The following is a 14725-nucleotide window of genomic DNA, read 5'->3' on the forward strand; positions in this document are numbered from 1 at the left end:
TATTATAATGTATACATGTATACAAGTCAAGATTTAAATGTAGATAATTGAAAGGCTAAAGAACTCAAACATCTAAAAAATATAAATCAACAAAACTAGTGTGTAGAAATAATAAAGTTGTTTAAAAATAAAATAGTTGTTTAAAAAGTATATTAAAGTCTATAGCGTTAGTAATTTAGGTTCATATGATTTTTCATGTAATTTTATTGATTCATTAATTGAACTAGCCACAAATGCACTATAACCATTTACATCATGATTTTTAAAGTAACATGGTAAGACTTCCCCAGCACTAGATATATGCATATAAAACAACTCTTTATCTTTACTATCAAAGCCATATACTCGGTGCGTTGTAGTTCTCGCAATTTCAATCAAATGCCAATTACTAATATCAATACATTCACTTTCGAACGACTGAACAATTAAAATTACATCTTCTTGTGGAACTTCTTTATTTAAGTTCACCTTTCCACGTTTTATATCTTCTAATTTATAATTAACAAACATTTATCTTATCTCCTTTTAAACAACTTTATTTTTGAGAAACGCATCTTAACAATGAAAAAACAAGGGTTTATAAAATCGTTTTTATATGACTTTATTATCACTAATTAACTAGCTGAATTGAATTGGATTTCTCGTAATACGTTGCATTTGATTGAGGATAACAAAACGGATGGGATTACCTTGAGACCCTAGATAAACTCTACAGACCTCTTGAATACCAAGTGAATGAAATAATTGAATATAAAATGAAAGTGGGATTAATAATGCTTATACTCATAGACTACTGCCTGTCTAATTGTTTTTTTCGTACCACCAAACCAACGAGGTCCAGTAGTTTCTAAAACTGCAACAATGGCAGGTCCTTCAATTGTATCTATGATTTCATAAGTTGAATTAAAATAATTAGTCGGATAAGCTAACGTATTAGAATCATCTACAAATTCCACAAGCAACAACTTAATTTGTCCTTCATCTTTAAAAAAAGATGTACTCAAAGGTGTTAGGGAAGTATCGAGAGACAAGTTCATTTCCAAACTTTTTTTTAGAGTTTGCGTGGCAAGAGTTTGGTCGAATACGATCCTACCATTTGCTAATTCATCAGTTTTGAGATACAATGCAGCGTCATGCGTAGCTAATTCCAGGGCATCCTTCAATCTTCTTGTCGCTGTTGAGTCAGCATCAAAATTTAATTGCATAGTAAGAATTCCTGCCCACACCAAACATAAAAAAAATGCTCGAAGTGTTGTACCCATTTTACTTCCCCCTTTCCTTAGAGGATATATTCACTCATGATTTGTGCTTTTCTTGTAATAGTAGATGGTCCTTGATTAAATATATTAAAGATAAAGATCGGTCCCCTAGGAACACTTATTTCAATTTCAATGTACTGACCCCTAACTTGAGGGGTCGAGTCCGTTGTATTAATGGTTATTAACGTTTCATCAAACTTGTAATCATTTTTAAGTGTATCTTTCATCTCGTTTAAGATAGTTGGTGTAAAGTAACCTTGAATGCTCGCTTCTTTTAATCCTTGGTGTAAAACAAGATCTAAAGCTTCCCTATGTAGAGAATCTAAGTAAACAAACATAGGGGTAAACATAATAGTAAGAGATAAGAAGAGAGTCATCCATTTTGCTAGAACCGTACTCATCTTCTTAGATTACCTTGTAGTACGTGGTGCTGATGTAGTTGGTACGGTTACACCTTCTATCGTTGTTTTATAACCCCCTGTACCAGTAACTTCTTTGTCCACCATATCGTAGGCCACATAGAAAACAAGTGCAGAAATAACAATTACAGTAGCAGCAATTCCCATAAAAGTAGCTAAACTCTTATTCATAGATTTTTTCCCCTCTCAATTTGAAAAAATGGTAGTTTTATAGTTTCTAAATGGATTCATGTTAAGAAACGGTTTATTTACTAAGGAATCCCTCTAGCTTGTATCATCCATACCATTATTCAGTTCCCCCCTATTTTGTTTGTATTTGATATTTGTCTACTTTATCGTGGTGTTCCTCATTGGTTGTTTTAAGAGCTTGGTAGCACATTCCTATGACAAATGCAGATAACACTACCATTGTCATAGCTATTTTCATATAGGTAGCAAGTGTTTCTGACAATTAACTCACTCCTTCTATGGCAAGTTTCTTAGGATTTCCGTTTCGGAGTCTTCTAAATGTGTAATGTATTTATCGCTCTCATCTTCTAAAAGCTTATAACTAACATAGAAAATGAAAGCAGAAACAGCAATCACACAACTAGCAATTTTCATAAAAGTTGCTAAGGATTCTCTCATAAGGTACCTCCTTAATTAAGTTATTTTAAATTTCAACTTCATTAGGACATAGATACAACATGGAAAATGAAATCAGAAACAACAATCACACAACTAGCAATTTTTATAAAAGGTACTAAGGGTTCATCCATAAGGAACCTCCTTAACCAAGTTATTTCAAATCAACTTCATTAGGACATAATAACGGCAATTTTATCAGCTATGTCATGCATGACTCCCATCAGTTTGCCCCATAGGAGTGCAGAGATAACAATAGCAACCGCAGCTAACTTCATAAAAGTTACTAAGCTTTCTTTCATATCTCAAACCTCCTTTACAAACGAGCATCCTGTAAGATGAATGCAACCATCGCAATGATCACTAGAACGAAGTTTAATAGAATAAGTCCATGTGCAGCTCGAATAGGAAGCCCAGCTAAATCTACATAAAGTTTCCTTTTTCTTCGGTAATTTTCAATTTGACTGGTAATAAACATCTCTTCCATTCCTTTTAAGGACTTTAGGATGGTATCTTTTGTGTTTTCATCAAATTTTTTCAGAACATTGGATAAACTTTTCGCCTCACCTGTTCCAATTTCGTCAGCAAAGAGTTCTAAGGCTATTTCTGGCCCTTCATCTTTTGTCCAGTTTGCTAATAATCGTGTAAGAGGACCATCCAACTCTTTAAAATAGGGTTTTAAGGTTCTTAGTAAAGAATAAGCATTAACCCTCGTGGAGTTCATCATTTGAAGTTCTGATATGAGCATGTCATACAGTGAAAACAACTCAGAATTTCTCTTGGCTTTTCTATACTCAATAACACGGTTTAAAATAAATCGAGTAAGAGAATAAGGAAAGGTTGGACTAAGTAATATCATTCCTCCTAGAATGATCAAAATATAGAAAGAAGAAAAATCACCTTTCATTAAATAGGGAATAAATATGTAGTTGGAAGATACTAAGATCATTAAAGCCCATTTAAAAATTTCCCACCTAATCCCGTTAATCCCTAAAGGATTTCCTGCTTCCTTAAAGAGTATTTCGACATTCCCTTTAGCTACCTTATCTCGATATTGTAAATTCTTTTCTTGTAAAGCTCCCTTGAGGCGCAGACGTATATGTTGTTTCTCGATTCGACTAGAGAGTCCCGAATACACTAGGTAGCCTGCAAATATGGCACCTAATACCGCAAACACCTTTACTAATGCTGGAAGAATTTTAAATAAAAATATGGAATCCGAAATTGTCATCACCCCCCCAACTTATAGATCATTCTTAGGTTTACGAATAATTAACCCAACTAGAAAAGCAACAACCACCATAACGCTAGTTAGGATAAAAACAAATAAGGTTGTTTTTTCCCCGAACTGAAAATGAAGCCAATCTCTAGGGCGTACGACAAAGTATCCACCCACTAAGGAAACTGGAAATAACACAAGAGCTAGAAGTGAATTAGTAAATGCATCAAACGACTCTGCCTTTTCTTCTTCTAACATTTTTGCATTATTAATCATTTGATTTTGTAATTGTAGTAATGCATTAAGAACATTCTCTTGGTGTAAGTACGATTTCAGAATAATATTACCTAGTCTCATAGCCCAAAGGTTTCCGCAGGTATAGATGAATAAGTCTATTGTCTCTCTTAACTCTTCTTCATTACTAGAAGTCTGTAAATCACTAATTAATTTGATGAACAACCTCCTTAACTCTGGTTCTTTAATTGATGCATGAGTAAGTTTTAAGGCTTGATACATATCATTGGAGGAAGCATTATAAGCATGTACTAAAATCTCAAGTACACTAATTAACGAATTCCCTATGGTGTTACGAGTTCCTCGCAATCTAACGAGTAAGACTGTATAAGGAATAACTAAAACAATGGATGAAACTAATAATCCCACAACCGCATCTTGAAATTTGACTAGTAGTAGTACAAAAGTTAATAAGCCAAGACATATACTAAATGTAATAAACCCATATACACTTACACTTCCAGGCTCATGCTTGTTGGAAGAAACCTTTATTGATTGTAATAAGAAATAAATATTTCTATATAAAGATGAACGTTTAGATAGTGGGACTTCTTTTTTAGTAATTCTAGACCTTTTAAGTTTGATTCGATAACGCATCTGTGTAAGTCGCTCTTTAACGGGAGCATTTACTAGTTGATAAACAGTCCATCCAGTAATGATGATTAGAGCTACATATAAAAGATAATCAATTAGAATAAAGTATTTACCACTTGCAAAAAAGGCTTTCATGCCGAACATCCTTTACGGTTTTAATCCCCAAGAATTACCTCTTCTAAATAAGATGAATTATCTAGCAACTTCATTGGCGAAGTTTTTTCACGTTCACGAAGTAATCGGATTAGGTTTTTGGTTTCCTCTAAGTTTTCTTCAGCCATGAGGGTTAATAATCTTGGTGTGATTTTAGATGAATAAAAGTAACGGTCATGTAATTTGGAGTAACGGATAAGGTCATGAGTATAATGGCTTTTTCGCTCGTTATCCCACACTACCTCTGTAACACCTAGTACTCTTTTTCGTCTACGGTCACGATCTGAAGCCATCGTGATGATAATGTCAAGGTTTCTAGCAATACGCTCCACTTCAACTTCAAAGCGACGTGAAGGAAACTCATCTAGCGCATGTCTAGCAAGCTGGTCAACAACCTGTTCCACGTCCGTTAAATGGTAAGTAGAAAGCGCGCCTCTTTCCCCGCGCTCGGTGGAAATCAAATACGCTTCAATTTCAAGAGAACGAATCTCTCCAACTACTACATAATCATGTTCCATACGTAGCAAACGGGGAATTGCTTTATGCAAATCTCCCTCCTTTGCTTGTAATTCAAAAAACAAGCGATCTGGGAAATGTTTCGTTAAATTCACCTCAAAGTGTTTCTCTAACACAGCTCCTACATATTTTTCTTGTCTCTCACCAATTAGAGTAGTCATGAATGTAGATTTGGCGGAGCGAACTCGCCCTGCAACTATCATATTTGGCATTGTTCTAGATATAGCTCTATAAATGGGAACATCGTCAAATGGAATCGTTCCTCTCTCAGCTTGGTCATATAAGGTATACTTGTTGACGGTAAAACGACGTAGCATAATATAGTTCTCTCTCGAACGGGGAGGTTGGATCATAGTGATTCGACTCCCATCCTCTTTCTCAACTTCTAACTCGGGAGATTCTCTATTAATCACGGAATCTTCTTTTCTAATCACAAATGCCCGTTTTATCCGTTCTACCACCGATGAACTCTCAAACTGCTCCTTTTGACAAACGAATACACCTTCCAGATCAATCCATAATTGCGTACCACGTATACAACAAGCCTCTGATTCGGGGTACTTATCCCATTTTGCTAAAACACTAAGCCCCCAAACTTCATGGAAAATAGCTTCAGCTAATGAATTAAAATAGTTCGGGTAATCATTTGATGTTATATTTTTCGTCCTAAGAACTTTTTCAATTTCTGCTAAGAAGTAACTGATTGCTGTTGGGTCTCCGATAATCGCTTGATGCTGTCTTTCTAACCATTCAGAGTTTTTGGTAGTCTTCTCAGAATCTACATCTATAACTGAGTCTAGATCGTTTTTTACAATCTTACAGATATCTTTAAATTGTTTTTTCTTTTTATAGGAATAGTCAGATACTAGCTGTTTGTTAACTCCTCTATCCGCAGATTCATCAGCTAACCATTGAGCAACGTCAAACGGTTTATCCTTTTGTTCAGCTTGATTCTTTTCTAATATTTCATTCATTAGGCGCAGCTCCTTTATTTGATACTCTCAAACTCATCTTCTTCAAGGGTTTCGTCTTTTTTACCAAACCATCTTCCTAATATTCCTTTACTCCTATGTGTGTGAGTACCATCTATCTTCTTAGTTAAGTTAGCTCTTGAGATAATCGAGTTTACAATAGTTTCTACCGAAAACGCATATTCTTTGTTGTTGGTGACATTATGGAGTAATTTCTTTTGGGCAATAGCCGTATGTCCATAGACAGTTTCATTTGGTATCGTTGCTAACAAACTAATATCTAGCTCGTCCGATAAACTTTTTTCCGAAACAAGAGAAAAGCCCGTTGTATACTGGTTCAGAATTAATAAAAACTCGTCAGTTTTCCCACCAATAGGTTCCAAGAGTTGATGAAAAATATGTGGCCAATATCCTCTAAAACCTTTAGGTTCTTGAGTAGTGACTAAAAACTTCAAATCAGATTGTTTATAACTTTGTGCGAAGGCTGCATTATCAAAGTGAGTACCAGCATCAATTAAAATAACGTCAAATACTTCTTTAGAGATTTCAATCAATTGTTCAATCTCTATAGTTTTATAGTATCTTTGTAGTTTTATATCTCGATTTCCAGCCAGATGATAGAAAGAAGAAGGATATTTATAAACAGCTTCCATTAATTTTTCTGCGTTGAGACCATTTGTTTTTAGCTCTATCTTTAGGTCGCTCAGATACTTTCCTTCGTAATGTAAAAAGTAATCGGAAGGGTCCCAAGGGTTTAAAGACAAAACTAAAACCTTTTCATTAATCCTTCGTGCTAACAAATCAGCAACATTCAATACTGTAGTTGAAACTCCAGCACCGCTATGAGTGCCAAAGAAAGAAATGACACGGTTCTTATAAGGATGCTCCCTTTGAAAAAGGTGTTTTTCTACCTCTTCGCCCAATTGCTGAGGTGATAGATATTCAGATAAAGCCACTATTTGGTGTGCATCACATAAAGATTTTATGTTTTTTGTTTGTTGAGAACTAGTAACTGGGTGAAGTTGGTAAAATATAGGGACGTTCGGATAATCTCTTCTAATATTTTTTAAGTCAGAGTAAGGGATTAAATTTCCATCAATAACCATTGCTTTACATGAAATATTCTGTTCTAACTTCTGTTGGTGTACAACAAAGGTAATATTTTCTATAGATTGCAACTTCTCTTTTAAAGCGTGATTAGTAGAAAGTAGATAGATTTCAAAATTATTACCTTGTTGGTCAAATAGAGTCTTAGCCACAATTACATCCCTCCTTTAATTGTAAGTAATATATAGCTTATATCCTTTTTCCATATACTTTTTAATTAGTCGATATTCATCTTCATTTAAGATGACTTCTAAATCAGTTACTAAACCAGTGGAGTTAAGTCTGTTTTCTTCTGAGCTGTTTTCACCATTTAGAATCTCGTTACCACTCCCGTCTTTAACGTAAATAATTGGAATATCTACTAGTACTGGAATGTCCCCATTTTCGGTTAAGGAGGTCCATTCAGCATCAGTTAAACCTAAGTTTTCCATAACTCTTTTTCTAACAGCATCTTGGTGAGAGCCTTTAATTTTTTCTCCCTTAATTGTTGTTGCAGCAGCCTCAGTGAGTTGGTCAACTTTCTCCATCGATTTATTAACGTCTTCAAGAATTGTTTCTTCTTCTTTCACTTCAACATCTTTATCAGTAGCGATTTCATTACGTTCTTTTTCATATTCCTGATTTTCTTTTTCTAATTCATCATTTAACTTTTCCAATTTAGCCTGTTGTTCGGGTGATAATCCCTGGTACTGCATGACCGATTTCCTATCATCTATAAGATTGGGTGCAAAAAGATAAAAATCAATTTTATCTTTTCTACGAAGTGTAGAAGGGCTTGCATATATCCATTCATTTGGTATTGGTCGGATAGATTCTCCTTCTTGTGCGTTGGGTGAAAAGGATACAAATTCAATACTTCTTTTTGAAATAATTGAATTTCCATACAATTGCTGTTTAGCTTCATAGCCCACTACGTCATTGATCTCTTTTCCAAAAACTACTCCCTCTACAAGAGTAGATCGGTTACGCTTTTCTACCATAATCTTGTCATTTGTTATTTGTTCGTGTTTTTCTATAACTACTCCAGGACGAACTATAACGACTTCAACACTGTCTATTCGGTCTTTAATTATCGTGTCCCACACAATAATAAAAACGATTATAAGGACAGATAACAGAACTCCCAAAGTGATCTTAACCCAAGGTTTCATGTTCTTTCTCCATTCTTTTTATTGATAGTCCTTACACGGGGAATGATTTTTTCTTCCCTATAAAAATTGATTAGTAACCAAACAACCGCAAACCCGTTTGTACTGCTGAACTATTAATCACTATTTTTTAAAACGGTTTATAATTGCAGATAATCCAATTCCTTTTTTGGGTTTACTTTCTAAATGGTGAAACTTAGGTGGGAGAAGGACTTTTAGAATAGGTGAATAATTGGTCTCAAATTCATCTATAAAACCTTCATCATCATATAAAAACTCACTTTTCCATAAAGATTTACAGAGTGTCGAATAAGGTATATATTCGAATTCAGCAATGGGCTTTATAGGTAGTGCACTACACCATTCACTTCGCTTCACCCCATCGTTCATTTTAGTAACAATAAGATCAAAAGGAATATTCTCTTCTTCCTTTACATTTTGTAGGTATTCAAAGAATTTAGATTCCTTCCTTTTGTCAGCTAGACAATTTATCTTTGCTACATCTGGCTCTATACATAGAAAAATATGATCGGCTTGATGAAGTAATCCTTTAACATGTTCTTCTTCCCAAATAGTTGAAATATCTACGATCACAATAGGACTACTAAGAGAATAGATAAGCTTCAACATTTTCTCAAAGTTCCACTCTGACACTCTAGGGGTTCGAGGATCATTCAGTACCCATTGAACACCCTTGTCAATCCAGGCTCTACCTCTAGGGATAATTCCCTTAGTAGTAATGGCTTTCGCTAAGTCGATGTACTGAAATTTATCTATTTCTTCCCTAAGTGTGATATTTATATAATCAAACATGTACGGGGTCATAGTTGGATATTCAATATATGAGACTTGTACACCACGATTAGAAACAGCTCTAGCTAAGTTAGTACCAATGAAAGTTGAACCTGCGCCAGACCACAACGATGCCACTACAATTAATTTAGAGGGAACATTAGTATAGGAGATCCTTTCGACTTCCTTTTCTATAATCTCCTTTCTAACTTCTACGACTACCTCTCTTTCCATAGGAGGAAATTCTTTTAGTTTGTTTTTGTACTCTGTAAAATCAGGTACTTCTTTCTCAATTGTCTGTTCCTGTTCCTCTTCTTCAACTTCTGATTCATAAAAAGCAGAATAAGTAGCAACTTCATCTAATACACTTTCAAAATCACTAGTAAACTCAATTACATCTTTGTTAAAACGAAAAAATAGGTCCCTTGTTTCTTCATAAAACTCGAATTTACTATCAAGAATGGCCAAGTCGGGTCGCCAATATGTCAAGCACTCCTGAATGTCTTGTATACCTTCAATATGTTTATGAATGATATAATTCTTTTTTTCTAGTGAAGCTTTCAAATGAGAATAAGAAAACCGTGACTTCATGATCACGACTATTCGCACATTTAACACCCATTTCTTCATTAATTTGTAATATTTTGTAGTATATTGGAATTATAACATCCTTGTATACATGTTTACAAGTAAAAAATAAAAAAACCTGGTTAAAAATAACCAGGTAATTAATGTTTATATTCGTCCTCTTCCATTAAAGAAGATAAATAGTCGTTATCATCATAAGGACTATCTTCTTCAGTGTTCGGTTCTACGTTAATATCTATTTCTTCATATTGAATCTCCGAGGTTTCTATATCAAAACCATCACTAAAAGAAGGTTCAGTTTCTTCATAGTCTTGATTTGAAATAACAGGCTTATTAGTCTCTATTGGATTTGGATGTTCTATATTATCTAATTCTGGATTAATACTTGCAGTTACAATTGTAGAAGTTTGAATATGACTATCTAAAACTGTTTCAACAGGCTTTTCATCATTTAATAATTCGGATATATAACCACCGCTATCTTCTGGTGCTTGTTCTTCTACATCTATTTCTTCACCAGCAGCAACTACTTTCATCGCTAACGGATTAATAACGTGTAATTTAGGGTCCCTTCTTGGCTCAATTTCGGAGTACCAATTTACTTTCGGTATATTAGCCCATTGGCTTTGCTTAAAATAGAAATGCTTATCTAATAACATTGGGTATCTACCACGTTGAAATATGATTACTTTGTCTTCGCCCATTCTCTCTAATTCATCAGGAGTCATTAAAGTTCTCCCAATCACATTATGACTTTTGCTTTCTGAATTACCTCTGTCATTCGAACTTTCAGACAAACTATTAATTAATAAAGTTGTATTACCTAGTTTCTCTGAGAAGTATTTAGCTGTTAACTTATCTTGTGTTCCTAAAAACACTATCGTATCACTAGAAGCTAATATTTCACTCCATCTATCTTGGTCATATCTGTTTTTAAATTGTGTAACACTCTGAAAGATTGGTACAACAGAAATCCCCCTAGAACGCATTGTAGATACTTTTCGTTCAAAATCATTAATTGCAGCTATATTTGCCAACTCATCCAGAAAACATCTTACATCTACTGTTAATCTTTCGGTATCATTTCTTCCAGCCTGCTTATAAAGCTCATTAAAAGCCTGATCAATCATTAGAGCTGGTATTAAATCGAAAGTCGAATTACTATCTGGAATAAGTAAGTAAAGAGCCGTTTTTCTTTCACCTAATTGATTCAAATTAAAATCACTAGCAGCAGTCAAATTAGCTACATTTTTAGAAACCCACAACTTCAGGCGAACACCGAAACCAATTAAGATACCAGCTCTTGTTTTGTCTTGAGCTAATCGGAAAATATTATACATTTCCAAAGCTTCAGAATCATCTGGAAGGCCAGAAAACATATCATCTAAGGTTTCTTCATCAGCCCCTATTCGTGTTCCTAACTGAAGAACACTCTTAACGGTCTGAAGCTCTTTAGGCATTGTTTCTTTCAGATACATCATTAATGCAGCAAAGTAAGCCATTTCTGCATTTTTCCACATAGAATCCCCAGAATTATTTTTTCCTTCCGTATTGGAAATAATCATATTGGCTAGGGATAGAGCTTCTTCGGTATTAGTAACATAATCTAACGGATTGTAACGTAAAGATCTTGTCATATCGAGTAAGTTAAAACACAATATATCATATCCTTTAAGTCTTAAATAACCAGAAGTTTTGTTATAGAGTTCTCCTTTCGGGTCCGTGATTATCATAGACTCCCCTACATTGTCTGCATTGTTTAAAATATTCGGTATTGCATATCCAGCCGTTTTACCTGTACCTGCTCCACCAAACGTAGCAACATTCTGATTAAGCTTTGTCTTGTCATTTCCTTTTGTATCTTTACCTTTTGGATGAACTACCGTACTTCCATTTAACTCACCTAAAATAAAACCTTCATCTTCGTTCATTAGAGGTTTAATTTCTTTTTTGGTAGCCCATCTGGAACTACCATGACTTCCATAATCAGAAGCATCTTTCTTTTCCATGCTCTTAGATTTAGAGAAATAAGAAAAAACGAAATAACCATAGAAACAAAGAAAAATTACATGAAACATTGGTTCACTATATATTCGGTTTATCTCTATAAACACTTCTTTAGAAGAATTTCCTCCAAGAACTAATACATCAAAAGCTACCAATGGCTTCTTTATAAATTCATCATTAATTAACTCCAATCCCTTTATTTTGTAAAAAGTTAAATACTGCGAGTAGGCTATAAGATAACCAGATAGATAATTAACCATGAAACCTAGAAAAATAACAATAAGACTCTTCAACGCAAAACCCGTACGTCCAACCTTCAAGAAATACCCTCCAATTTTTTAAAGTTGTATAATATGGAAATTATACTAGATAAGTATACGTGTGCACAATATAAAATATAAAAGAGAACATATAATTAAATTTTTCACATTTCTGTTATTTAAACAGGTTTTTATTCTTTGAAGGTAAAAGATTCTTCAACGAATTTATTGTATCCTTAACGAAGATATCTGCTTTATCCCAATTATAGAGAATAGCATTTATATGAATTGAAGGAGCAAACGCAAGGTAGGGAATTTCAAACACCACCGACGCAATTTTTTTATCAAACTTGATACAACATGGCACTTCAGTACTTATCTCCTTCGTTAAATACAACAAACAAAAACTAACCATATATTCTTCAAAAATGTCTAGTTCATAATTAATTCTCCTAAACATAGGACTCCATTCAGCTTCATCAACTTGTATTATTCCCTCTCTAATAATTATCCTTGGTTGTTTTCTATGAAATTCACTATTGATATAGTACATAGCATGGTCTTTTAATTCCTTATAATGTTCGTCAGAAAGTGTTTCCTCACCATCAGGGATTAAGTACCAGGTATCATCGCCCTTAAACAAAGGTCTTAAAAACACAGCACTATATGAAGTGTAATTATAACTATAGGAGCATCGAAACGTATAACTATTAATTAAATCCGCACAATAAAATTCCACGAAAGTGTTCACCTCAGTGTTATATTATCTTTCTCTATCTTCTTTTTCTCTTACCCTTTGAGCTTTAGCTTTAGCCTGTTGATTATTTCTTTCGCCTTCTCTTACTTGTTTTTCTACCTCTTTAGAAATTTCTTTAATTAGGTCAACTACTAGGTCATCACGCCCTAATTCTTTATCCCTAGATAAATACTGTTCTCTTCCTGTATATCTATCAATCTCCTTTTGAATCCATTGGATATCCTCTTTAGTAATTTTAAGACGTTTAGTATCTCCATTTTCATCATTACCAGTTGATTTAATTGCAACATGGGAATGTGGGCTTTTTTCTTTTAAATGTTCAGCTGCAACCCAATCCAATTGCATACCTTTCCTTTCCTCTAAACGTTCCATCAAATGACGTACAAGATCCTTGTAATTTACACCATAACGCTCAAACCATTCTCTTTGAAATCCAATTACAAGCTTATGCATTTTAACTGTGTTTGAATGTCTAAGAGCTTTATCGTTAGTGATCAAGTCATAAAACTCTTTTATGGATGCATGGTCCTCTCTCTTATTAAATATTCCATATGTGTCCGTATCATGGTCTAATTCACGAGATCGGAAACCAATATATTCTAGGTGACTCAGAACCCGTCTACTAGCTTTCGGATTTTTACTTCCATCAGCATTAGTCTCTGGTTGATGCATTCCTTCATCTCTAGAATATGAGACTTTTACAAAAGCTCGTCCAATAAAACTTTGATTAATAGGTTTAGTAGCCATTTATTAAGATCCTTTTATATTACTTTCTAACAGTTTGAGAAGCTCATCACGGTTTTGAACATGCTTAACGCCCATCTTTCTATTTCGTTGGTACAGTTCTTCAGGGTTCTTATTGTCAGAAATAGCTATATGCTGTAATACCATAAACATAGTAGTTGCTGAATCAAGAGCATTTTTAGCCATTAAGGAGGCTAGACGATTTTCGAACGTTTTAAAGGTAGTGTCTAGCGTTTGTTCGATAATTGGAGCATACACCTTGTCTACATCCTTGGAATTTTTCATCTGTAGATAGTATTTACAAGCGTCATTTACAACCTCATAGACTGGTAAATTACGATTATCTGCTTCCTTTTTTAATTCTTTCAGAACAGAACTATCAAATGTAATAGTAGTCTTCTCTTTTGCCATAAGAATCCTTCCTTTCCTCTATATACCAATAATAACACCTATTAGAATCTAAATCCACTACATTCGGAATCTAGTACAAACCTTGCGCAGCAAGGTTTTCAAGTGGATGGAATCCACTTTTATCTACGCCCTCCCGATAAATTCATTTTCCAGCCCCTAAAGGGCAAGGAAAATAGAATTTTCGGGGGAGCTTTCGTCGCTCTTAGCTCCTTCAGATTTTTCGCCCCAGGCGGAAAATTGGCCCTGAAATCCAGGGCAGGATCTCCCCTCTTAATTTCCGTCCCCCAACCCCAGCCGGCAAAAAGAAACGTTCGGAAATCGGGGGTGTGAATCACTAAAAAAAGCAAAACCACTCCACCCAAAAACAAACGGAATAACAAGTGAAGTATAGGGGTAAATTAATAGATACAGCTAGAAAAAACAAAATGGCCTTAGATTAAACTAAGGCCCCTAAAGTCAGATCTTTTTACGTAAAAAGTCGTTTAAATGCTTATTTATTTATATGATATTAATGTGGTTAATTCTCGGATGTTGCGTTAAAAATTACTTGTCGTATATGGGTAATATTGTTTGAACGTACTATCATACATCTTTTTGGCTTTATAATAATGAAAAGAGTATTCGCTATACCAAGCCATTTTAGCTAATGCTTTCTTCCTCTTTTTCCTCTTACCGATCTTAGTTTCTTTACGCACATAAAACCTCCTACGCATTTTGGGCTGCAACCCATTAAATTAAACAGTATTTTCGATAATACACGTTTCAAATATCGCTCAACAACATCCTCACAAGAATTAAAAATGGTGTTTATTTAGCAAATTTAATAATAATTATTAAAATTGCATAACTTTTAGGAAAGTTT

18 protein-coding genes are annotated in these 14725 nt (G+C 34.3%); all 18 read right to left on the reverse strand.

Annotated features, from left to right (window positions below; translation table 11 throughout):
• Positions 1-159: 159 nt before the first annotated feature.
• On the reverse strand, positions 160-510 hold the full coding sequence (locus ACFYKX_RS25460; protein ID WP_389364859.1) for a hypothetical protein: 351 nt from the start codon (positions 508-510) through the stop codon (positions 160-162).
• Positions 511-767: 257 nt separating this feature from the next.
• On the reverse strand, positions 768-1262 hold the full coding sequence (locus ACFYKX_RS25465) for a peptidase M23 (RefSeq protein WP_389364861.1): 495 nt from the start codon (positions 1260-1262) through the stop codon (positions 768-770).
• Between the two features lie 17 nt (positions 1263-1279).
• The gene (locus ACFYKX_RS25470; RefSeq protein WP_389364863.1) at positions 1280-1660 is read right to left on the reverse strand and encodes a hypothetical protein; all 381 of its coding nucleotides are present in this window, start codon (positions 1658-1660) and stop codon (positions 1280-1282) included.
• Between the two features lie 9 nt (positions 1661-1669).
• Positions 1670-1849, reverse strand: coding sequence for a hypothetical protein (locus ACFYKX_RS25475; protein ID WP_389364865.1), 180 nt, complete (start codon positions 1847-1849; stop codon positions 1670-1672).
• 130 nt (positions 1850-1979) lie between these two features.
• Positions 1980-2129 (reverse strand): hypothetical protein, encoded by a 150-nt coding sequence (locus ACFYKX_RS25480; protein WP_389364867.1) that lies wholly within the window; start codon positions 2127-2129, stop codon positions 1980-1982.
• 14 nt (positions 2130-2143) lie between these two features.
• The gene (locus tag ACFYKX_RS25485) at positions 2144-2305 is read right to left on the reverse strand and encodes a hypothetical protein (protein ID WP_389364868.1); all 162 of its coding nucleotides are present in this window, start codon (positions 2303-2305) and stop codon (positions 2144-2146) included.
• A gap of 170 nt (positions 2306-2475) precedes the next feature.
• Positions 2476-2604 carry a hypothetical protein gene (locus ACFYKX_RS25490; RefSeq protein ID WP_389364870.1) on the reverse strand — a complete coding sequence of 43 codons (129 nt, stop codon included), beginning with the start codon at positions 2602-2604 and terminating at the stop codon, positions 2476-2478.
• 14 nt (positions 2605-2618) lie between these two features.
• Positions 2619-3533: a hypothetical protein gene (locus ACFYKX_RS25495; RefSeq protein WP_389364872.1), complete on the reverse strand. Its 915-nt coding sequence runs from the start codon at positions 3531-3533 to the stop codon at positions 2619-2621.
• Between the two features lie 12 nt (positions 3534-3545).
• The gene (locus ACFYKX_RS25500; RefSeq protein ID WP_389364873.1) at positions 3546-4544 is read right to left on the reverse strand and encodes a hypothetical protein; all 999 of its coding nucleotides are present in this window, start codon (positions 4542-4544) and stop codon (positions 3546-3548) included.
• Between the two features lie 20 nt (positions 4545-4564).
• Positions 4565-6052 carry an ATPase, T2SS/T4P/T4SS family gene (locus ACFYKX_RS25505; protein ID WP_389364875.1) on the reverse strand — a complete coding sequence of 496 codons (1488 nt, stop codon included), beginning with the start codon at positions 6050-6052 and terminating at the stop codon, positions 4565-4567.
• Positions 6053-6066: 14 nt separating this feature from the next.
• A complete protein-coding gene (locus tag ACFYKX_RS25510) occupies positions 6067-7308 on the reverse strand; it encodes an AAA family ATPase (RefSeq protein ID WP_389364877.1) in 1242 nt (413 codons plus the stop codon).
• 15 nt (positions 7309-7323) lie between these two features.
• Positions 7324-8307, reverse strand: a complete 984-nt coding sequence (locus ACFYKX_RS25515) for a hypothetical protein (RefSeq protein ID WP_389364879.1) — start codon at positions 8305-8307, stop codon at positions 7324-7326.
• 120 nt (positions 8308-8427) lie between these two features.
• A complete protein-coding gene (locus tag ACFYKX_RS25520; protein WP_389364881.1) occupies positions 8428-9585 on the reverse strand; it encodes a hypothetical protein in 1158 nt (385 codons plus the stop codon).
• Positions 9586-9824: 239 nt separating this feature from the next.
• Entirely contained in the window at positions 9825-12011 is a 2187-nt protein-coding gene (locus tag ACFYKX_RS25525; RefSeq protein WP_389364883.1) for a VirD4-like conjugal transfer protein, CD1115 family, read from the reverse strand.
• Between the two features lie 115 nt (positions 12012-12126).
• Positions 12127-12690 carry a hypothetical protein gene (locus ACFYKX_RS25530; protein WP_389364885.1) on the reverse strand — a complete coding sequence of 188 codons (564 nt, stop codon included), beginning with the start codon at positions 12688-12690 and terminating at the stop codon, positions 12127-12129.
• A 24-nt stretch (positions 12691-12714) separates the two neighbouring features.
• A complete protein-coding gene (locus ACFYKX_RS25535) occupies positions 12715-13455 on the reverse strand; it encodes a plasmid recombination protein (RefSeq protein WP_389364887.1) in 741 nt (246 codons plus the stop codon).
• 3 nt (positions 13456-13458) lie between these two features.
• Complete coding sequence (locus ACFYKX_RS25540; RefSeq protein WP_389364889.1) at positions 13459-13863, reverse strand: hypothetical protein; 405 nt, start codon at positions 13861-13863, stop codon at positions 13459-13461.
• Positions 13864-14399: 536 nt separating this feature from the next.
• Entirely contained in the window at positions 14400-14558 is a 159-nt protein-coding gene (locus tag ACFYKX_RS25545) for a hypothetical protein (protein ID WP_389364891.1), read from the reverse strand.
• Between the last annotated feature and the right edge of the window lie 167 nt (positions 14559-14725).

Source organism: Cytobacillus spartinae, assembly GCF_042865285.1.
Lineage (GTDB): Bacteria > Bacillota > Bacilli > Bacillales > Cytobacillaceae > Robertmurraya_A > Robertmurraya_A spartinae.

Coding starts and splice junctions, on each gene's coding strand:
- ACFYKX_RS25500 (WP_389364873.1), bottom strand. CDS start 4,544: ATGAAAGCCTTTTTTGCAAGTGGTAAATACTTTATTCTAATTGATTAT.
- ACFYKX_RS25540 (WP_389364889.1), bottom strand. CDS start 13,863: ATGGCAAAAGAGAAGACTACTATTACATTTGATAGTTCTGTTCTGAAA.
- ACFYKX_RS25505 (WP_389364875.1), bottom strand. CDS start 6,052: ATGAATGAAATATTAGAAAAGAATCAAGCTGAACAAAAGGATAAACCG.
- ACFYKX_RS25485 (WP_389364868.1), bottom strand. CDS start 2,305: ATGAGAGAATCCTTAGCAACTTTTATGAAAATTGCTAGTTGTGTGATT.
- ACFYKX_RS25460 (WP_389364859.1), bottom strand. CDS start 510: ATGTTTGTTAATTATAAATTAGAAGATATAAAACGTGGAAAGGTGAAC.
- ACFYKX_RS25490 (WP_389364870.1), bottom strand. CDS start 2,604: ATGAAAGAAAGCTTAGTAACTTTTATGAAGTTAGCTGCGGTTGCTATT.
- ACFYKX_RS25465 (WP_389364861.1), bottom strand. CDS start 1,262: ATGGGTACAACACTTCGAGCATTTTTTTTATGTTTGGTGTGGGCAGGA.
- ACFYKX_RS25535 (WP_389364887.1), bottom strand. CDS start 13,455: ATGGCTACTAAACCTATTAATCAAAGTTTTATTGGACGAGCTTTTGTA.
- ACFYKX_RS25470 (WP_389364863.1), bottom strand. CDS start 1,660: ATGAGTACGGTTCTAGCAAAATGGATGACTCTCTTCTTATCTCTTACT.
- ACFYKX_RS25515 (WP_389364879.1), bottom strand. CDS start 8,307: ATGAAACCTTGGGTTAAGATCACTTTGGGAGTTCTGTTATCTGTCCTT.
- ACFYKX_RS25475 (WP_389364865.1), bottom strand. CDS start 1,849: ATGAATAAGAGTTTAGCTACTTTTATGGGAATTGCTGCTACTGTAATT.
- ACFYKX_RS25495 (WP_389364872.1), bottom strand. CDS start 3,533: ATGACAATTTCGGATTCCATATTTTTATTTAAAATTCTTCCAGCATTA.